General features: G+C 65.2%; 21 protein-coding genes. 8 read left to right on the top strand and 13 right to left on the bottom strand.

The annotated features are described in order from the left end of the window. Positions 1-4: 4 nt before the first annotated feature. On the bottom strand, positions 5-1030 hold the full coding sequence (locus EZV60_RS07695; RefSeq protein WP_135503997.1) for a PAS domain-containing protein: 1026 nt from the start codon (positions 1028-1030) through the stop codon (positions 5-7). Positions 1031-1190: 160 nt separating this feature from the next. Here EZV60_RS07695 and EZV60_RS07690 point away from each other — a divergent pair, with 160 nt between their 5' ends. Beyond that, the gene (locus EZV60_RS07690; RefSeq protein WP_135503995.1) at positions 1191-2060 is read left to right on the top strand and encodes a branched-chain amino acid aminotransferase; all 870 of its coding nucleotides are present in this window, start codon (positions 1191-1193) and stop codon (positions 2058-2060) included. Between the two features lie 4 nt (positions 2061-2064). Continuing rightward, positions 2065-4101, top strand: coding sequence for an NADH:flavin oxidoreductase (locus tag EZV60_RS07685; RefSeq protein ID WP_135503993.1), 2037 nt, complete (start codon positions 2065-2067; stop codon positions 4099-4101). 136 nt (positions 4102-4237) lie between these two features. Here EZV60_RS07685 and EZV60_RS07680 read toward each other — a convergent pair whose 3' ends face one another. The 6 genes from EZV60_RS07680 to EZV60_RS07655 all read right to left on the bottom strand — a co-directional run bounded on the left by EZV60_RS07680 (position 4238) and on the right by EZV60_RS07655 (position 9856). Further along, entirely contained in the window at positions 4238-5578 is a 1341-nt protein-coding gene (locus tag EZV60_RS07680) for a S41 family peptidase (protein ID WP_135503991.1), read from the bottom strand. A 7-nt stretch (positions 5579-5585) separates the two neighbouring features. Beyond that, positions 5586-6713: a murein hydrolase activator EnvC family protein gene (locus EZV60_RS07675; protein WP_135503989.1), complete on the bottom strand. Its 1128-nt coding sequence runs from the start codon at positions 6711-6713 to the stop codon at positions 5586-5588. Next, entirely contained in the window at positions 6710-8221 is a 1512-nt protein-coding gene (gpmI, locus tag EZV60_RS07670) for a 2,3-bisphosphoglycerate-independent phosphoglycerate mutase (protein WP_135503987.1), read from the bottom strand. The genes EZV60_RS07675 and gpmI overlap by 4 nt, the downstream gene beginning before the upstream one ends. Positions 8222-8322: 101 nt before the next feature. Further along, the gene (gene rlmH, locus EZV60_RS07665; RefSeq protein ID WP_135503985.1) at positions 8323-8793 is read right to left on the bottom strand and encodes a 23S rRNA (pseudouridine(1915)-N(3))-methyltransferase RlmH; all 471 of its coding nucleotides are present in this window, start codon (positions 8791-8793) and stop codon (positions 8323-8325) included. Beyond that, the gene (rsfS, locus tag EZV60_RS07660; protein ID WP_245306256.1) at positions 8794-9201 is read right to left on the bottom strand and encodes a ribosome silencing factor; all 408 of its coding nucleotides are present in this window, start codon (positions 9199-9201) and stop codon (positions 8794-8796) included. 103 nt (positions 9202-9304) lie between these two features. Further along, the gene (locus EZV60_RS07655) at positions 9305-9856 is read right to left on the bottom strand and encodes a hypothetical protein (RefSeq protein ID WP_135503983.1); all 552 of its coding nucleotides are present in this window, start codon (positions 9854-9856) and stop codon (positions 9305-9307) included. 72 nt (positions 9857-9928) lie between these two features. Between EZV60_RS07655 and EZV60_RS07650 the strand changes: the two genes are divergently transcribed. Beyond that, the gene (locus EZV60_RS07650; RefSeq protein ID WP_135503980.1) at positions 9929-10453 is read left to right on the top strand and encodes a hypothetical protein; all 525 of its coding nucleotides are present in this window, start codon (positions 9929-9931) and stop codon (positions 10451-10453) included. Continuing rightward, positions 10453-10662, top strand: coding sequence for a helix-turn-helix domain-containing protein (locus EZV60_RS07645; protein ID WP_135503978.1), 210 nt, complete (start codon positions 10453-10455; stop codon positions 10660-10662). Before EZV60_RS07650 ends, EZV60_RS07645 begins: the two co-directional genes overlap by 1 nt. Positions 10663-10689: 27 nt before the next feature. Here EZV60_RS07645 and EZV60_RS07640 read toward each other — a convergent pair whose 3' ends face one another. Then, a complete protein-coding gene (locus EZV60_RS07640; protein ID WP_135503976.1) occupies positions 10690-11358 on the bottom strand; it encodes an FAD-binding oxidoreductase in 669 nt (222 codons plus the stop codon). A gap of 33 nt (positions 11359-11391) precedes the next feature. After that, a complete protein-coding gene (locus EZV60_RS07635) occupies positions 11392-12750 on the bottom strand; it encodes a mechanosensitive ion channel family protein (protein WP_135503974.1) in 1359 nt (452 codons plus the stop codon). 105 nt (positions 12751-12855) lie between these two features. On the opposite strand from EZV60_RS07635, the gene EZV60_RS07630 reads away from it, so the two are divergent. Both EZV60_RS07630 and EZV60_RS07625 read left to right on the top strand, forming a co-directional pair. Continuing rightward, a complete protein-coding gene (locus EZV60_RS07630; RefSeq protein WP_135503972.1) occupies positions 12856-13782 on the top strand; it encodes a histone deacetylase family protein in 927 nt (308 codons plus the stop codon). Positions 13783-13784: 2 nt separating this feature from the next. Continuing rightward, positions 13785-14693: a PhzF family phenazine biosynthesis protein gene (locus tag EZV60_RS07625; protein WP_135503970.1), complete on the top strand. Its 909-nt coding sequence runs from the start codon at positions 13785-13787 to the stop codon at positions 14691-14693. Positions 14694-14725: 32 nt separating this feature from the next. Here EZV60_RS07625 and EZV60_RS07620 read toward each other — a convergent pair whose 3' ends face one another. From EZV60_RS07620 to EZV60_RS07605, 4 genes are read right to left on the bottom strand one after another with little or no spacing between them, the layout of a single operon-like run. Beyond that, entirely contained in the window at positions 14726-15160 is a 435-nt protein-coding gene (locus tag EZV60_RS07620) for an ion channel (RefSeq protein WP_245306248.1), read from the bottom strand. A 45-nt stretch (positions 15161-15205) separates the two neighbouring features. After that, positions 15206-15886, bottom strand: a complete 681-nt coding sequence (locus EZV60_RS07615; RefSeq protein WP_210115070.1) for a formylglycine-generating enzyme family protein — start codon at positions 15884-15886, stop codon at positions 15206-15208. 12 nt (positions 15887-15898) lie between these two features. Continuing rightward, entirely contained in the window at positions 15899-16312 is a 414-nt protein-coding gene (locus tag EZV60_RS07610) for a universal stress protein (protein ID WP_135503966.1), read from the bottom strand. 33 nt (positions 16313-16345) lie between these two features. Further along, positions 16346-17275 (bottom strand): LysR substrate-binding domain-containing protein, encoded by a 930-nt coding sequence (locus EZV60_RS07605; protein WP_135503964.1) that lies wholly within the window; start codon positions 17273-17275, stop codon positions 16346-16348. Positions 17276-17480: 205 nt separating this feature from the next. Between EZV60_RS07605 and EZV60_RS07600 the strand changes: the two genes are divergently transcribed. Together EZV60_RS07600 and EZV60_RS07595 are read left to right on the top strand one after the other, a co-directional pair. Beyond that, on the top strand, positions 17481-18419 hold the full coding sequence (locus EZV60_RS07600) for an ABC transporter substrate-binding protein (protein ID WP_245306255.1): 939 nt from the start codon (positions 17481-17483) through the stop codon (positions 18417-18419). A 125-nt stretch (positions 18420-18544) separates the two neighbouring features. Further along, the gene (locus tag EZV60_RS07595) at positions 18545-19573 is read left to right on the top strand and encodes a quaternary amine ABC transporter ATP-binding protein (RefSeq protein WP_135503960.1); all 1029 of its coding nucleotides are present in this window, start codon (positions 18545-18547) and stop codon (positions 19571-19573) included.

Below are 19573 nucleotides of genomic sequence, written 5' to 3'. Positions count from 1 at the left end.
TGCGTCAGCCCGCGTCTGGCACGTCCAGCGAAACGATGGTGCCCACCGCACCCCGCGCGACGTGCAGCGTGGCCCCCAAACCCTCGCACAGGCCCGATACGATGCGTCCGCCCAGGCCGCTCTCATCGGGCCAGTCGACACCCTCGGGCAGCCCCATGCCATCGTCGGTGATGATCGCGCGCATGCCTCCGCCATCGGTCCGCGTCACGCGCAATTCGACAAGGCCGGAATTCTGATCCTTGAAGGCGTGCTGCATCGCATTCGTCAGAACCTCCGACACGATCAGCCCGATGCGCACTGCCGTTTCCGTCCGCACCATAAGTGGCTCGACGCTCACATTCATGCGCACCCCGGGCCGTCCGTCCAGATGCGCGATCGCATTGGCAACACGGCCCAGATAGGACCCCAGCTGGATTTTATCCTCGTTGGTTTCCGCCCGGGCGGAGGCCATTTCCTCGTAAAGCAATTGAAGGCTTTCGATTCGCCGCGACAGATCGCGCATGCTGTCTGTGTCGCCGCTTTCGCGCGCCTTGATACGGATAAGCCCGATGATCATCGACAGGTGGTTTTTTACCCGGTGCTGAAGCTCGGCCACCACTTTTTCGAACTGCTCAAGCTTTTCGGTCTGATGATCCTTCTCGATCTCGCTTTGCAGCCCAATGAAATAGGCAATTTCGCCGCTCTGTTCGTCGAAAACCGGCGAAATCAAAAGCGCGTTGAGAAACGCATCGCCATTTGCCCGGTAATTCTCCAGAACAACGGCGATTTCCTCCTGCTTCTCAATGGCCTCCCGCAGCGGTTTGAGGGGCGCTTGATCGCGGTTCTCACCCTGCAAAAAGCGGCAATTCTGACCCAGCGCCACCTCCGAGGAATACCCCGTCAGCTTTTCGAACGCACGATTGACGTAAACAATCGGATTGTCCTCAAGGCGCGGATTGGTCAGCACCATAGAGACCCCGGAATCGCTGAAAATGGCGGCGGCGTCTTCGTCGCTGATGTCACCGGGTTTTAAAGATGTGCTTCTGTCCAAGGTTCAAACCAGCTCCGGACCCTTATGATTGTACCTTTATAATAAACACACGGTGTCCGGATTGGAACACCTTCGCGCGCGGCCGGGCGTCTATCGCCTCTGGACGCCCCAAGCCCGTCGCCCTAGGCTCGCCGCACTGGATCAAGGCGAAGGACCAGAGATGGCCACCGGCACCAATATCCGCACCTATCACAACGGGTCCTGGCACGAAGGCGATACGCCCGTGATGCGCGCCGCGGATCACGGCATGTGGCTCGGCTCCAACGTGTTTGACGGGGCGCGCCTCGCCTACGGCCTCACCCCGGATCTCGACCGGCACTGTGAACGGCTCAACGCCTCGGCGCGCGCGCTTATGGTCACGCCCACCGTTCCCGCCGAGGATATGGTCGAGATCATCCGCGAGGGTCTGGAACCCTACGGGCCCGACGCCGCCGTCTATATCCGGCCCATGTACTGGGCGATCGAAGGCGGCATGTCCGCGATCGTGCCGAAAGAGAACGGTGAGACCGGCTTCGCCATCTGCCTCGAGGAAATGCCCATGGCCCCGCCTGAGCATTCCGCGACGATCACCCGCACACGCTTTCGCCGTCCGGTGCTCGAGGATGCGGTGGTCAACGCCAAGGCCGCGTGCCTTTATCCCAACAACGCCCGCATGCTGGCCGAGGCGCGCGCCAAGGGCTTCACCAACGCCATCGTCGCCGACGCGCTCGGCAATGTGGCCGAGGCCGCGACCGCCAATATCTTTGCCGTGCGCGACGGCGAGGTTTTCACGCCCATGCCCAACGGCACGTTTCTGGCCGGCATCACCCGCGCGCGCCACATCACCAACCTGCGCGCCGACGGCGTGACGGTGCATGAATGCGTGATGTCCTACGATGATTTTCACGATGCCGACGAGGTTTTCCTGTCCGGCAACATGATGAAGGTGATCCCCGTCACCGCCTTTGACGACACCAACTATCAGATCGGCCCCATGACCCGCCGCATCCGCGACATGTACTGGGACTGGGCCGCCAGCGCCAAGGGGTAGGCCCATGTCCAAAGATCCGCTGCTGCAGCCATTCCAGCTCAAGCACCTGACGCTGAAGAACCGCCTGATGATGTCGAGCCATGAGCCGTCCTATACCGAGGACGGCATGCCAAAGGACCGCTATCGCCTCTATCACCTTGAACGCGCCAAGGGCGGGCTTGCCATGACCATGACCGCCGGCTCGGCGGTGGTGTCGCGCGACAGCCCGCCGGTCTTCGGCAATATCCTGGCCTATACCGACGAGGTCGTGCCGTGGATGCGCAAGCTCGCGGATGACTGTCACGAACATGGTTGCGCGGTGATGATCCAGCTCACGCATCTCGGGCGCCGGTCGGTCTGGGACGGCGGCGACTGGCTGCCCTCCGTGGCGCCCGGGCCTTTCCGCGAAACCGCGCACCGGGCCTTTCCCAAGGTCGCCGAGGACTGGGATATCGAGCGGATCATCACGGATTTCGCCGACGCCACCGAGCGCATGCAGGCCGCCGGTCTCGACGGCGTCGAGATCGAATGCTACGGCCACCTGCTCGACCAGTTCCTCAGCCCGCTGACCAACACGCAGCCCGCGCCTTGGGGCGGCGACTTTTCCAACCGCATGCGCTTTGCCACCGAGGTGCTGGCGGCCTGCCGCAAACGCGCAGGTCCAAAGTTCATCATCGGGATGCGGTTCGTGGCCGACGAGGACGAGCCAGGCGGCACAACGCTGGAAGAAGGCGTGGCCTTCGCGCGGCACCTCAAGGACGCGGACCTCATCGATTTCATCAACGTCATTCGCGGGCGCATCCACACCGATGCGGCGCTGGCCGACGTGATCCCGGTGCAGGGCATGCGCTCGGCGCCGCATCTCGATTTCGCGGGCCGCGTGCGCACCGAGGTGGGCCTGCCCACCTTCCATGCCTCCAAGATCGCCGATGTGGCCACCGCGCGCCATGCCGTGGCCACGGGGCAACTCGACATGGTGGGCATGACCCGCGCCCATATCGCCGATCCCCATATCGTCGAGAAGCTCAGCGAGGGGCGCGAGGACGAGATCCGCCCCTGCGTGGGCGCGACCTACTGTCTGGGGCGAATTTATTACGGCAAGGCCGCGCTTTGCATCCACAACCCGGCGACGGGCCGTGAAGAGACCATGCCCCACAAGATCGCCCGCGCCGACACGCCCCGCCGGGTGACTGTGGTGGGTGCTGGCCCCGCAGGTCTCGAAGCCGCACGCGTGGCCGCCGAGCGCGGTCATAATGTGACGGTCTTCGAGGCGGCCGATCAGCCCGGCGGACAGGTGCGGCTTTCGGCTCAGACGACGCTGCGCACCGACATGATCGGCATCATCGACTGGCGCATGGCGCAATGCCAGGCGATGGGCGTCACCTTTCACTTCAACACATTCGCCGACGCCTCGGACGTGACCGGCACGGACCCCGACGTGGTGATCATCGCCACCGGCGGGCTGCCCAACACCGAAACGCTGGAGGCCGGCAACGACCTTGCGGTCACGCCCTGGGACATCCTGTCGGGCGACGTGAAACCGGGCGAGCAGGTGCTGATCCACGACGAGACCGGCGATTACGCCGCGCTGCAGGCCGCCGAGAAGCTGACCGACGCGGGCGCCGAGGTCGAGATCGTGACGCCCTATTCCGGGGCGAGCACGGATGTCTCGGGCATCACGCTGGTGCCCTTCATGCGCAAGCTGCAGGCGCGCGACGTACGCTTCACCGTGACCTGGCGCGTGACCGAGGTGCACCGCGAGGGCAACCGTCTGCGCGCGGTGCTCGGCTCGGATTACGCCCGCGACGAGCGGCGCGCGCGGCTCGTCGACCAGGTCGTGGTCAATCACGGCACCCTGCCGCTCGACGATCTCTATTTCGAGCTGAAGCCCGCCTCCTCGAACCTCGGCGCGATGGATTACGACGATCTGATCGCGGGCCGCCCGCAAACCACGCGCGGCGGCCCCGACGGCTTTCAGCTTTTTCGGATCGGCGACGCGGTGTCGTCGCGCAACACCCACGCGGCGATTTTCGACGCGCTCAGGCTGGTGAAGGATCTCTGATCCGGCAGAGCGGCTGCGCCGCGCATATCAGTCAGGTGGGGGACGCTGTCCCCCATGCCCCCTGAGGTATTTTTCGCCAGATGAAAAAGGCCGCCCGGGTCAGGGGGCGGCCTTTCAGATTTTGCTGTGAGCTTGCTTACTGCTCGCCGGGCTGCAGCGCCGTCAGGCCCTTGAGGATGTCGATGGCATAGGCCAGCTGGTAGTCATCCTCGCGCAGCTTGGCGGCCTCTTCCGCCTCGGCCTGTTCTTCCTCGATCTGGCGGATCTCGTCCTCGGAGAGGCTGTCATTATCGAGACGTCCACGCAGGTCGGCCTCGGACCGGGTCGGGCGCGCCGAGACATCCGTCTCGTCCTCTTCCTCCTGTGCGCGGCGGGGCTGTTCGACCACGATGTCAGGGCTCACGCCCAGCGCCTGGATCGAGCGGCCCGACGGCGTGTAGTAGCGCGCCGTCGTCAGACGCATCGCGCCATCCCCGCGCAACGGCATGACCGTCTGCACCGACCCCTTGCCGAAGCTCTTGGTGCCCACCACGATGGCACGGCGGTGATCCTGCAGCGCGCCCGCCACGATTTCCGACGCCGACGCCGACCCGCCGTTGATCAGCACCACGATGGGCTTGCCATTGGCCATGTCGCCCGGCGTGGCGTTGAAGCGTTCGCCATCTTCGGGCTCCCGGCCCCGAGTGCTGACGATCTCGCCCTTTTCAAGGAACGCATCCGACACCTTGATCGCCTGCGTCAGGAGGCCACCTGGATTGTTGCGCAGGTCGAGCACGATGCCCCGCACCGCGTCCATACCGCCCGCGGCCTCGACCTCTTCGGCCAAGCCGGCCTCGAGATTCTTGAAGGTCTGGTCGTTGAAGGTCGTCACCCGCAGCACCACGGTTTCCTGCTCGGTGCGCGCGCGCACCGCCGTCAGCTTGATCGTGTCGCGGATGATCGAGACGTCGAACGGCTCGGGCTCGCCCTCGCGCACCACGGTGATCACGATTTCCGAACCCACCGGCCCGCGCATCATTTCCACCGCGTCGTTGAGCGTCAGGCCCAGAACGCTTTCGCCATCCACATGGGTGATGAAATCGCCCGCCTCGATGCCGGCGGTGTCGGCAGGGGTGCCATCGATGGGCGACACCACCTTGACGAAGCCCTCTTCCTGCGTGACCTCGATGCCCAGACCCCCGAACTCGCCGCGCGTCTGCACGCGCATATCGGCGGCATCCTCGGGCGACAGGTAACTCGAATGCGGATCGAGCGAGGTCAGCATGCCGTTGATCGCGGCCTCGATCAGCTCGGATTCGTCCACCTCTTCGACATATTGCGACCGGATCCGCTCGAAAATGTCACCGAAAAGATCGAGCTGCTCATAGACATTGGTGGTCCGCGCCTGTTCCTGCGCCAAAAGGGGCGCGGCGACCTGGGTGGTCACGATCGCGCCTGTCAGCGTGCCCACGGCGGCGGCCATCAGAAATTTCTTCATATGATCGTCATCCTTCGTCTGTCTGGAACCACGTCTCGGGATCGACGGGCGTATTGGTCTCTCGGACTTCTATATAGAGTGTCTCGCTGCGCTCTGCACCCGGGCTTGGCGAATTCCCGGTCAAGAGCCCGTCGGCGCCCGGTGCCGTGCCGCCCATCAGGCCGACAGGGCTGCCGCCAGGCAGGACCTGACCGGTAGTTCCATAGACCACATCGAGCCCCGCCAAGACCAGCAGAATTCCCGCCTCGGGTTCGAGAATGATCACATTACCGTAATCGAGCAAGGGACCACGGTAGCGCACCGTCGCGGCGGCGGGCGTGGTCACCAGCGCGCGCGCCCGCGTGGCCATCACCAGGCCGGGCCGCGCGATGCCCGCGGCATCCGCTTCGCCGGCGCGCCGCAGGATCCGCCCCTCGACCGGCAGCGGCAGCGTGCCCTTGCGCGCGCGGATCCCCGGCAAGGACCCCGGCGCCTCGTCCACCGCGATCTGGCTCAGCCCGCTGGCAAAGCCTTCCAGCGTCTCTGTCGACGCCAGAAGCAGCGCGGTCTTCACCGGGTCCTCGGTGAAGCGGCGCGGCAGATCGGTACGGTCGGCGATGGCCTGGCTCAGCGCGCTGCGTGCGGCCTGCGCGCCCCGCAGGCCTTCGCGCAGCGTGTCCGCCGCGCTTTCCTGCAACGCGCGCAGCACCTTCACCTCGTCCAGCGTCTCGCGCAGCGCCGCCGCGCGCGTCTCCAGCGCGGGCGTCACGTCTGCCAGAATCATGCCCGAGCGCGCCGTGCCCAACGGCCCCGCCGGATGCAGCAGAAGCGTCGGCCCCTCGCTCTGACCGATGGTCTGCAGGGCGCCCAGAAGGCGGGCGATCTCGGTCTCGCGCGCGGCCAGTTCGCCGGCCAGCGTTTCCTGCCGGATCGCGGCGCGACGCAGCCCGTCGCGCATCGCCTCTAGCCCGTCCTCGAAGGCAAGGATCGTCTCGGTCAGCGCGCGCACCCGGTTGCGCGCGCCCTCGGCCCGGTCAAGCTGCGCGCTGGCCTCGGACAGCCGCGCGGCGGCGGCCTGCGCGGCGGAGGCCGGGTCCTCGGCGGCAAGACCCGGTGTCGCAAGGCCCAGCCCCAGCGCAAGACAAAGCGCCCTCATGCCAGCAAACTCTGTCCGGTCATCTCGGGCGGCTGGTCGAGCCCCATGAGCTCCAGCACGGTGGGCGCCAGATCGGCCAGCCGGCCAGAACGCAGCGCAGTGCCCTCAGGCGCGCCCATCACGATCACCGGCACCGGGTTCGTCGTGTGCGCCGTGTGCGGCCCGCCCGACACCGGATCGATCATCGTCTCGCAATTGCCGTGATCCGCCGTCACCACCAGCGCGCCGCCCATCTCGCGGACCTTGGCGATCACGCGGCCCAGCCCCTTGTCCACCGCCTCGCAGGCGGCGATGGCCGCTTGCAGGTCGCCAGTATGGCCGACCATGTCCGGATTGGCGTAGTTCACGACGATCAGGTCGAACCAGTGCTCGATCGCCCAGATCAGCTTGTCGGTGACCTCTTCGGCCGACATCTCGGGCTGCAGGTCATAGGTCGGCACGTCGGGCGATTGCGCCATGTACCGCTCCTCACGCTCTTCTGGGGCCTCGCGCCCGCCGGCAAGAAAGAACGTGACATGCGGGTATTTCTCGGTCTCGGCGACATGGAACTGCCGCAGGCCCTTTGCGGCGACCCAGGCCGACAGCGTGTTCTCGGGCTGCTCGTCGGGAAAGATGCAGTCCATGTAGTTCGAATGACGCTCGGAATATTCGGTGAAACCGCTCACGACCGCAAAGCGGGGCCGGTCGCCGGTGGGGAAATGCGAAAACTCCGGATCGGCGAAGCTGGCGAGGATCTCGCGCGCGCGGTCGGCGCGGAAATTAAGGCACAGGACCCCGTCGCCGTCCTGCATCCCTTTGTAATCGCCCAGCACGCGCGGCTTGATGAATTCATCCGTGCGGCCTTTGGCATAGGCATTGTCGATCGCCTCGGGGGCGGTGCGCGCGGTATAGCCCTTGCCCTGCGCCAGGGCCTCATAGGCCAGCTGCACCCGGTCCCACCGGTTGTCGCGGTCCATCGCGTAATAGCGCCCCGACACCGTCGCGATCCGCGCGCCGGCGGGCAGGGCCGCGCCCAGCGCCTCAAGATAGATCCGCGCCGACACCGGCGCCACGTCGCGCCCGTCGGTGAAGGCATGGATCGCCACCGGAATGCCCGCATCGGTCAGCGCCTTCGCGGTGGCGATCATGTGACCGATATGGCTATGCACGCCGCCGTCCGACAGAATCCCCAAAAGATGCGCTGTCCCGCCCGAGGCCTTCATCTTCTCGATGAACCGCACCAGTCCCGGCAACTCGGCGAAGGTGCCGGTCTCGATGGCCCGGTCGATCCGGCGCAGATCCATCTCCACCACCCGGCCCGCGCCGATATTGAGATGTCCCACCTCGGAATTGCCCATCTGCCCGGCGGGCAGGCCCACATCGGTGCCATGGGTGACCAGCGTCGCATGCGGACAGTTCGACATCAGCCGGTCGAAATTCGGGGTCTCGGCCAGAAAGGGCGCATTGGCCACGTGCTCTTCGCTCAGGCCCCAGCCATCGAGAATACACAGCACCACGGGTTTGGGCATCGGTCTTGCCTCCTGCCTGTCTTGAGGGGCGGTTTAGCCCCTTCGGCCGGGGACGTGAACCGCCTTTTTGCCGCGCCCCGGCATTCCCCGCACCCGGCCCGTCATACCCGGTGATAGGGGCTGCCCGCCAGGATCGACGCCGCGCGGTACAGCTGCTCGGCCAGCATCACCCGGACAAGCATGTGCGGCCAGACCATCCTGCCGAAAGACAGCGCCTCCTCCGCCTCGTTGCGCACGTCCGGATCAAGCCCGTCCGCGCCGCCGATGACAAAGGCCACGTCGCCGCGCCCCGCATCGCGCCACGCCGCAAGCTTGTCGGAAAACTCCGGCGAGGACATCACCCGGCCCCGCTCGTCCAGAACCACTCGCAGCGCGCCCTCCGGCACCGCCCGCCGCAACAGCGCGGCCTCACCGGCCATGCCGCCCCCCTTGCGATCATCGATCTCCTGAAGCGTAAGCGGACCAAGACCCAATGCACGTCCGGTCCGGTCGAACCGGGTCTGGTAGTCGTTGAACAGCGCGGCTTCGGGGCCGGTCTTCATCCGGCCCACCGCGCAGATCTGAACGCGCATTCAGCTCGGCTGTGTCGCCGGCGCGGCGGCAGCGGCATCCTTGCCCTGCAGCCACATCTTCTCAAGCTGATAGAACTCGCGCACCTCGGGGCGGAAGACATGAACGATGATATCGCCCGTGTCGATCAGCACCCAGTCGCCCGTCTCCTTGCCCTCGATCTTGGCCAGCACGCCCAGCTCGGACTTGAGCCGTTCGGCCAGCTTCTCGGAAATCGCGGTCACCTGACGTGTCGACCGACCAGAGCAGATCACCATGTAATCGCCGATAGCCGTCTTGCCGCGCAGATCGATCTGCACGATATCAAGCGCCTTGTCTTCTTCCAGAGAGCTCAGGATACGCGCCAGTTGCGCGTCGCTGCCTGCGTTCATTCGGGTCGCGGTCACCCCCGCACCCGTATCGGCGGCCATTGCCGCATTTGCCGTAAAAGACAGGACATAGTCCTCCTTCATTGCACACCGATCATCCCCGGTGCCGGGCATACAACAAATCTAGCAACGAGCGCGCCCAAATTCAACGCGTGCCTGCACATAGCGGCAGGTCGCCCGGGCTCTGCGCCTCGAAAAACGGCAGCGCCGGCGCCTTGCGCAAAAGCGGCCGCATCCGACCCTCGGGCGTCAGCCGGATAAAGACCGATATCCGCGGGTCTTCTGGCAGGCCGGTCGCCCGCGTGCGGCAGCCCTCGGCGCTGACCGTCAGGGCCAGCGTGCTGTTGCCGTCCGAGGTGTCTCTCCAGCCGGCAATCTCCTGCTGATAAGCCCGCAGCGCGCCCACATCCCCGGGCGCAAGGCGATAGATCACGCGGTCTGGCCCGGCATCCTGCTCGATCAGGCGCGCGTCAAACCGGCGGATATCGCCGCGCGGACTGTGCGTGGCGGTAAAGGTCAGTTGCGCCGTACCGGCGGCGGGCGCGATGCCCGACGCGGTATCGATACCCACGGCGAACCCCGCCGGGTCGGCGCTGAACGGGTCGAGACGGGCCATCTCGATAAGGGTCGCGGGCACCAGGCCAGAGCAGGCCGACAGCCCCAGAAACGCGCAGGCAGACAAAAGACGGCGGATCATGTGATTCTCCTTTGACAAATATTTCTTAATGTAAAACAGTAAATTTTATCGTATTGCAATAAGGACGCCGTCATGCCGCTCTCTCGCCTGCCCCGCTTTGCCGCCTTTCTGCAAGGGCTGGCCACTCTTACGCTTCTGCTGACACCGCCCTTGCTCATCTGGGCGGTGCTCGCGCCCGGGCACTTTCCGGGACCGCCGGGCGCGTTCCGCGACCTGCCCGAAGGTGAATGGACGCTTTACACCTGGGTCGGCGTCGGCGTCGTGCTGATCCCCTTCATCTTCGCGATGCAGGCGCTTGGCGCGATGCGGCGGCTTTTCGGCGTGTATCGCACGGGCGATCCCCTCGCCCCCGAAACCGGCCCACTCATTCAGTCGATCGGGTCCAACCTGCTTTGCGCGGCAGGACTCGGCCTGCTGCTGCAACCCGTCTCCTCACCGCTCTTGACGCTCTCCAATCCGCCCGGCGAACGCCTCATCTCGCTGACCATCGGGAGCTCGGATATCGGCTTTGTCCTCGTCGCGGGACTGCTCACGCTGATCGGCTGGTCAATGGCCGAGGCTCAGCGGATTGCCGCCGAGAATCGGGAATTCATCTGATGCAGATCATCGTCCGATTGGACGTGATGATGGCCCGGCGAAAGATCCGGGGGCGCGAGCTGGCGGCAGAGATTGGAATCACCGAACAGAACCTGAGCCTCTTGAAGTCGGGCAAGGTCAAAGGCGTGCGGTTCGAGACACTGGCAAAGCTTTGCGAGGTTCTGGAGTGTCAGCCGGGCGACCTGCTCGAGGCCGCCCCCGACGAGTAATCCGCGCCCGCTGCCACGATCCCCGCCTTACCAGCCGTCCTCGGTGTGAACGCGGTCATCGGGCACACTCAATTCCTTCACCGCGTCTCGCATCGCGTCCACATAGCCTTGCGGCCCGCAGATATAGATCTGCCCGGACAGATCGGCATGGCGGTCAAGAAACGCCGCGTCGACCTTCCCATGATGCAGCCCGTCTGCCTTTTCCTCCGACAACACATGCTCAACCTTCAGCCCGTCCATGCCGCGCCAGTCATCACGCAGAATGATGTCGGCCTCGGTCTTGTTGGAAAAGATAAGCTGGCAACCCGCGAGATCGCCCTGCCGCGCTCGCGCGCGCAAAATGGCGATAAAGGGCGTCACCCCTGCGCCTGCCGCAAGGAAAACACCGGCGCCCTTGTCTGTGATCGCGCCGAACGGGCCATCAAGCGTGACCTTCTCACCCGATTTTAACGTCGGCAACTGTTCGGTCACGCCGTCATGGGACGGATAGCTCTTGATCACGAATTCCAGGTGATCCTCGTCCGGCAGGGAGGTGAATGTGAAGGGCCGCCCCTCGTCCCTCCAGCCCTCCCGGCACATGGCCAGTTCGGCGGCTTGGCCGGGCTCAAAGTCAAACCCCTCGGGGCGGTCGAAGACAAAGCGGTACGTGTCGTGGGTCACGGCGTCCTGCGATTGCAGGATCAGGGTACGGGTCATGAAACATCTCCTTTGATCCCGGTAACGCCCGGATCAAGCGCCATGTTCCGCATCGGCCGCACCCAGCGACCTTGTGTCCAGTTCCGAGCCTTTGAGCACCTTCACCTCGCGCTGCGGGAACGGAATGGAAATGCCGTGTTCGTTGAATGCGTCCCAAAGCGCAAGATAGACATTGCCACGGATATTGGTCAGGCCGCCGGTGGGGTCCCGGATCCAGAATCGCAGGATATAGTCCACGCTGCTATCGCCGAAGCCGACGATGTGACAGACCGGCGGACGCTCGGCCAGCACGCGGGTGACACCCGCCGCCGCGTCGATGGCCACCCGCCGCACCACATGCGGATCGTCGCCATAGGCAGTGCCGAAATAGATATCGAGCCGCACGTAATCGTTGGAATGCGACCAGTTCACCACCTGACCGGTGATCAGATCCTCGTTCGGGATGAGGTATTCCTTGCCGTCCCGCGTTGTGATCGAGACATAGCGCGCGCCAAGGCTGTTGATCCAGCCGAAGGTCTCGCCAAGGCTGATCACGTCGCCGGGCTTGATCGACTTGTCCAGAAGGATGATCACCCCCGAGACGAGGTTCGACACCACCTTCTGCAGGCCGAAACCAAGGCCCACACCGATCGCGCCCGACAGCACCGCAAGACCGGTCAGATCCACGCCCACCGCCTTCAGCCCGATGAAGAAGGCCGAGCCGTAAAGGATGATCTGCAGGATCTTGACCGCCAGCACCTGCATCGACGGCGAGATGTCGGTGTTGGACCGGATCCGCGCCGCCGAGGTCGTCGAGATGAACCGCGCGCCGAACATCAAAAGGGCGATGACCGTGATCGCCTGGATCACCGTCCAGAGCGAGATATGCATGCTGCCGATATCGACCGCCGCGCTGTCGAGGATCTGCTTCGTCTCCTCGGTCAGCCCCAGGATCGACAGCGTGACCCACGTCCAGCCGGCATAGCGCACCACGCCGCGCAGGAAGGCGTTGCCGATCAGCCGCGTGACAATGGCGATGACCAGCCACGCCACCGCCAGCTGCCCGAATATCCCCAGAAGGTAGGACCGGCTCGGCCAGGTCATCTGCTGCATGGTCCAGATCACGGGCCAGATCATCAGCACGAACAGGATCAGCCGCATCCGCCGCCGGATCAGCACGGCAAAGCGCATCCGCCACTTGGGCCAGCCCTCGCGCGTGCGCAGCCATTCGTTCATATGCGGCTCGATCAGCCGAGCCGCCACATGCGCCAGGATGAAAAGGCCCAGCGCGATGCCGATCTGATAGGCGTTCCAGGGCCGCATCAGCCCGGTCACAAACACTTCTGCCTGCTCCAGCAGGGTCTGCACCAGCGACTGAATACTTTCGGGAAGAGGCAGGTTTTCGTTTTCCATGACAAGAGATTGCCCCACCCCCGGTGGAGGTACAAGACGCCTCTGGACACCCGGGCGTGAAGGCGTAGGCTCGGGCCCTGACAAGAATGAAAGGACAGGGCCGCCATGACCACCGCGCTCATTCACCACGAGGACGGGTTCAAGCATCTCATGCCCCCCGGCCATCCCGAGCGTGTGGCGCGGCTCGAGGCGCTCATGCCCGCGCTTGAGGGCAAGAACGTCACGCGGGTCGAGGCGCCCTTCTGCACGCCCGAGGACATCCTGCTCTGCCACCCGCAGGCCTATGTCGACGCGATCAACAAGGCCGCGCCCGAGGAAGGCTTCGTGCAGCTCGACGGCGACACCTATCTTTCGCCCGGCACGCTCGATTGCGTGCACCGCGCGGTGGGCGGCACGATCAAAGGCGTGGACATGGTACTTGGCGGCGAGGCGAGGAACGCCTTCGTCGCCATGCGCCCGCCCGGGCACCATGCGGAAACCGCGACGCCCATGGGCTTTTGCATCTACGGCGTGGTCGCCATCGCCGCCAAGCACGCGCTGCAACGCCACGGCCTTAATCGCGTCGCGGTGGTCGATTTCGACGTTCACCACGGCAACGGCACGCAGGACCTTCTTTGGTCCGAGGCGCGCACGCTCTTCGTCTCCTCGCACCAGTCGCCGCTCTGGCCCGGCTCGGGCGCGCCCTCGGAACGCGGCGCGCATGACAACGTGCTCAACATCCCCCTTGCGCCCGGCACCGGCGGCGCCCTTTTCCGGCAGGAATACGAGGGGCAGGTGTTTCCCGCGCTCAACGCCTTCCGGCCCGAGCTGATCCTGGTGTCCGCCGGGTTCGACGCCCATGTCGACGACCCGCTCGCCAATCTCGCGCTGGTGGAAGAGGATTTCGCCTGGGTCACCCGCAAGCTTTGCGAGATCGCCTCCGAGCATTGCGAGGGCCGCCTCGTCTCCTATCTCGAAGGCGGCTACGACCTCGACGCGCTTGCGGCCAGCGGGGCTGCGCATCTCGACGAGCTGATCGCGCGCAACGGCTGACGGTGCTGAACTTCGTCACCTACGACGTGTTCACCGACACGCCATACCAGGGCAATCCACTGGCGATCGTTCTGGACGCGGCGGACCTGACCACCGCGCAAATGCAAAGCATCGCGCGGGAAATGAACCTTTCCGAGACGATCTTCGTCATGCTGCCCGAGAACCCGGCGCATACCGCCAAGGTGCGGATCTTTTTTCCCACCGCCGAGATCCCCTTCGCCGGGCATCCGACGATCGGCTGTGCCATTCATCTTTCGGGCCTGCTCGACGCAAGCCGAGCGGCTGCCGGGGACACCACGATGGACATGGTCCTGGAAGAGGCGGCAGGCCCGGTTCCCGTCACGGTCACCAAAACCGGGGCTTGTGTGTCCGCATGCTTCACCGCACCGGTCCTGCCCCAATGTCGGCCCGTCGACATCGACATGGGCCTCACCGCCGCCGGGCTCGGCCTCGAAATGCACGATATCGGCAACGCCGTCTGCCCTGCGGCAGAGGTCTGGCAGGCGGGTCCCGACTATATTCTGGTGCCCCTCGCCTCTCTGTCGGCCTTGGAACGCGCGTGGCCCTCGGGCGCAGACTGGGCCAGCCTGACAGGCCGCGCGGAGTGCATCAGCGCCTGGTGTTTTGTTCCCGATGGGCAGGGCGGGTTTCGCGCGCGCATGTTCTCCCCGGCGGGCGGCACGCCAGAGGATCCCGCAACAGGCTCGGCGGTCGTGACCTTTGCCGGCCTGCTGGCACATCATGGCCGGTGCGGCGCGGCTCAGACGCAGATCGATATTCACCAAGGCGTCGAAATGGGCCGCCCCTCGCGCATCCGCGCGCTCATCTCCACCGATAGCGCCAAGGTGACCCGGGTCCGGATCGAGGGCGCGGCGGTGCCGATATCCAGCGGTCGCCTGCGCCGGCCCTGACCCCGCCTCCGACGGGGACGGGACCGAGCGCCTCAGTCGCGCAGGTTGCGCTGCACCCGGCGCGTATGGCGCAGCGTATCGGTGATCATCGCCGTCATCAGGCCGAACATCAGAAAGCCGTTCGCGCCCGTCATGCCGCCCAGCAGGCGCTGCGATTGCGGCACCAGATCGTCACCGAAGCCGAGGGTGGTGTAGGCCACAAGCGAATAATACACCGCCTCTTCGAATGTCGAAAAAACCCCGATCACCCGAAACGTGATGGCCCAAAGCCAGACACCGAAGGTCATGATCGACATCGTGGCCAGCACCACCAGCAGCAGCACGCCGAAGAACTTGATCGGATGCGGCGGGCGGCGCAGCCACGGCTCGATGCGCAAGAGCACCTCATTGAGCGCCCACCAAAGCATCGACCCGCCGGTCAGCGAGACGAGCGTGACAAGCGATCCCATAAAAAGCTGTTCGAGCATCAGTTCCGCCTTTCCAAAGCCCGGCGCGGCGCGCCCGGCCCCGTCCTATCCCGGATCATAGGCGCAGCGAAACCCGACATAGACCGCGTAGAACGTCGCGGGCTTCCATTGCATCCCGCCGGCCTTCGTCTGCGCCGGACCGTACCACCAGCTGCCGCCGGCGGTCAGCGCGTCCTCGTCCCGCCGGTCGGCCAGCCATTCCCAGGCATTGCCGCCCATATCGAAAAGCCCGTTCACGCCCGGATCGGTGGTGGCGACGGGCACGTGCCGCGCGCCGTTGACATGCATGGCCCCGGGCGTCTCGCCCACCGGATAGAGATAGGTCCTGCCGGTCTCGAACCCCTGCGGCGGATCGGTCCGCGTCTCGGTATAGGCCGCCGTCGCCCATTCCTCTCGCGTGGGCAGACGCCCGCCCGCGTGGGCGCAGAAATCCCGCGCCTCCTGCCAGCTGACATGCACCGCGGGCTCGGTTCCCGCGGCGGGCGCGCCATAGGGCGTGCGAAAGGTCCAGCCCGGCCGCCGCTGCCAGCCCGCACCCCATTCGAAACCGCCGCCCTCGCGCGTCGCTTGGGTGACAAGACCCGTCTCTTCGGCAAAGGCGGCGAAGGCCTGAACGGTCACTTCTGTGGGGTCGATGCGGAACGCGCCCAAATCCACGGGCTGCGCAAAGGCCGGCGCGGCGCAGACCGCCGCAAGCGCGGCCAGAAGTCCCTTACCCTTCGGCACGCGCCGCAGGTCCTAGCTTCGCACCACGAAGACCGAGCATTTCGCATGCGTGACCACATGGCTGGCCGTCGTGCCAAGAAGATAGTCTTTCACCTTGGGGTTGGCGGATTCCATCACGATCACATCCACATCGCGCTCGTCGGCCAGCTTGACGATCTGGCGATGCACCGCGCCGATGCGCACCACCGCCTCGATCTTCAGATCCTCGACCGGCCGTGCCTTGAGAAACGCCTTGAGCTGATCCCCCCAGAACCCCTTGGCGTCCCGAATGTTCAGGTTTCGCTCCATTTCCGGTGCGACGGTGGTCACCAGAAGGTCCGCCCCCCGCCGTTTCGCCATCGCGACGGCCTCATGAAAGGCCGCGTCGTCCACCTCGGTGTGGCGAAGATTGACGGGGCAAAGGATCAGTTTGGTTTCACGGGCCAAAGGGGCCTCCTTTCAGGTTGGTATATCTTGCGTCTATTCCGCGGCGTATCGGGTGCGCGCCGCGCTTTCCTGCATCAGCCATACAGCGACCAGGTCCCGCTCAGGGTGCCGCGGAGCATCCTTGCGACACAACAGGTAATATCCCGAATGCGTGCGCACATGCGCCCGGCCCAGCGGCCGCACCAGCCGCCCGGTCTGCAGATGCCGGTCCACCAGATGCCCCCAGCCCAGCGCCACGCCCAACCCGTCCACCGCCGCCTGAATCGCCAGCGGATAGGTGTTGACCAGCGTCGAGCGCGGCACCCGGTCGGGGTCCACGTCCTTCTGCGCCAGCCAGGTCGGCCAGTTGAGCCACTCGGTATGGATGTTGCTCACCTCGATCAGCGCGTGCCGCGTCAGTGCGGCCACATCCTCGATCGGGCCTTGTGAGTCCAGGTAATCCGGCGCGCAGACCGGGAACACCGTCTCGCCGAACAAAAGCTGCGCCTCGAACCCCGGCCAGTCGCCCTCGCCGCGCAGGATCGTCAGCTCCACGTCCTCCGACAGGCATTCCGCGTCGCTGTCCGACGACAGCAGGCTGATGGTGATCGTGCGGTTTTCCCGGCGAAAGGCATGCAGCCGCGGCATCAGCCACAGCGAGGCGACCGAATTCGTCGCCGCCAGCCGCACCGTGCCCCGCGCCTGCTCGCTCAGCAGCCCCATCGACACCCGCTCAAGCGATTTCAGCGCCGGCGCGATTCCCCCCAAAAGCTTGCGCCCGTGATCGGTCAGCGTCACCGACCGATGCCCGCGCACGAAAAGCTGGCAGTTGTAATGCTCCTCCAGCAGCCGAATCTTCCGGCTCACGGCGGTTTCGCTGACATTGAGCTGCCGCGCCGCCGCCGCAAAGCTTTCCATCTCGGCCGCCACTTCAAAGGCCACCAAGTAATCAAGCCGTGGTAAGGCCGCCCTGTTTTTAAGCATCCAGCCCCTGAACTTCTTACCCTGCGTAAAGCGTAGTCGACATGCCCGGGTTTTGCCAAACTTTTTTAGGGGCAAAGCGCAAAGACTTTATAATCAAAACCACGGCCCGCCTTTGTCATACTCGACCTGCTTGGACAGACCTGACCCACCAAAAGGGCAGGCAGAAACATTCCAACGGGGAGAAAACATGAAACTGTCACACCTGATGTCCGCGGCCACCCTGGCCCTGGCCACCACCACATCCGCCTGGTCCGCCGAGGACAGCTCGGATCCGATCGTCATTCCGATCCATAACTGGTCCAGCCAGATCGTCATGAGCAATGTCGTCGGACAGATGTTCGAAATGATGGGCAACAACGTCGAATACGTCACCACCGACAGCCAGGCCGTATACGAATCGGTGCGCCTCGGCGACGTGACGCTGGAACTCGAAGTCTGGGAAGGCGCCTTCGGGGCCTCCTTCCGCACCGCGCTCGAAAAGGGCGGCCTGCACGACGCGGGCGACCACAACGCCGTCACCCGCGAAGACTGGTGGTACCCGATGTGGACCAAGGACGCCTGCCCGGGCCTGCCCGACTGGAAGGCGCTCAATGACTGCGCGCATCTCTTCGCCACCGCCGAGACCGGCGATCAGGGCCTCTTCCTCGATGGTCCCGTCGACTGGCTCAAGCACGGCAAGGAACGCGCCGAAGCGCTGGGTCTGAACTATGTCGTGAAAAACGCGGGCTCTGCCGCCGCGCTCTGGGCGCATATCGGCGCGGCCGAGGCCGACAAGAAGCCTGTTCTTGTGTTCAACTGGACCCCCAACTTCGCCGAGGCCGTCTGGCCGGGCGAGTTCGTGGAATTCCCGGCCTGGGAAGACGGCTGCGACACCGATCCGGCCAAGGGCCCGATCCCGGACAAGCTCTATGACTGCGGCAATCCCGCCGACGGCTACCTGAAAAAGGCCGCCTGGGACGGGATGAAGGACAAGTGGCCCAACGCCTACGAGGTGCTGACCAAGATTTCCTTCACCAACGCGCAGATCGCCGAAATGGCCCGCCTCGTGGATATCGAGGATTACGAGCCCGAAGAGGCGGCCGAGATCTGGCTCGAAGAGAACGAGGAGATCTGGAAAGGCTGGATGCCCGGCGGCGCCACCTGATCCGACCCCGACAAGAGTTCGCCCGGCGCCCATCCGCGCCGGGCGGCCTGCCAGACGACCGCGGCCGCTTTTCGTAAACCAAGGCGCCGCACGGCCAGACCGCACAAATGAAAGCGTCGCCCCCCATGTCCACGGACCAGCCCGTCATTTCCTGCCGCAATATCTGGAAGCTTTTCGGACCCGACCCGCGCGCGTATCTCGCCGCCATGACCCCGGGGCGCAGCTATGACGAAATCCGCGCCGACGGCTATATCGCCGGGGTCAAGGACGTGACCGTCGACGTGGCGCGGGGCGAAATGCTGGTGATCATGGGTCTGTCGGGCTCCGGCAAATCCACTCTCGTCCGCTGCCTCTCGCGCCTGCACGACATCACCGGCGGCACGATCGAGGTCGAGGGCCAGGACATCATGGCGCTCGCCGAAAAGGACCTGATCGAACTCAGACGCTCCAAGATGGGCATGGTGTTCCAGTCCTTTGGCCTTCTGCCGCACCGCACCGTGCTCGACAACGTGGCCTTCCCGCTGGAAATGCGCGGCCAGGACAAGCACGCCCGCCGCGCCCGCGCGATGGAGGTGATCGAACTGGTCGGCCTCGGCGGACGCGAGGAATATTTCCCGCGCGAATTGTCAGGCGGCCAGCAGCAGCGCGTCGGCATCGCCCGCAGCCTCGCCATCGAACCCGACATCTGGTTTCTCGATGAACCCTTCTCGGCGCTCGACCCGCTCATTCGCCGCGAAATGCAGGACGAATTCCTGCGGCTGCAAGGCATGCTGGGCAAGACCATCGTCTTCATCACCCATGATTTCGACGAGGCACTGCGCCTCGCCGACCGCATCGCCATCATGAAGGACGGCGCGATCGAACAATGCGATACGCCCGACCGCATCGTGCTCGACCCGCAGACCGAATATGTCCGCAAGTTCACCGAGGATATCGACAAGGCCCGCGTGGTGCATGCCGGCACGCTGCTGACCCCGGTCAACGGTCATGCGGTCGACGGTCCGCCCGTGGCCGCGCATGAGACGATCCAGAAACTCGCGCGCCAACTGGTCAATGACGAGCGCGCGCATCTGCCCGTCGCCGACAAGTCCGGCAAGGTGATCGGCGTGATCGAACGGCAAAAGGCACTCGACGTGCTGCTCGGGGGCGCGTGA

Origin of the sequence: Roseovarius aestuariivivens, assembly GCF_004761875.1 — a bacterium.
Taxonomy (GTDB): domain Bacteria; phylum Pseudomonadota; class Alphaproteobacteria; order Rhodobacterales; family Rhodobacteraceae; genus Roseovarius; species Roseovarius aestuariivivens.
Note: the sequence above shows the minus strand (reverse complement) of the source record. Positions and strands in the feature narration are given on the sequence as shown.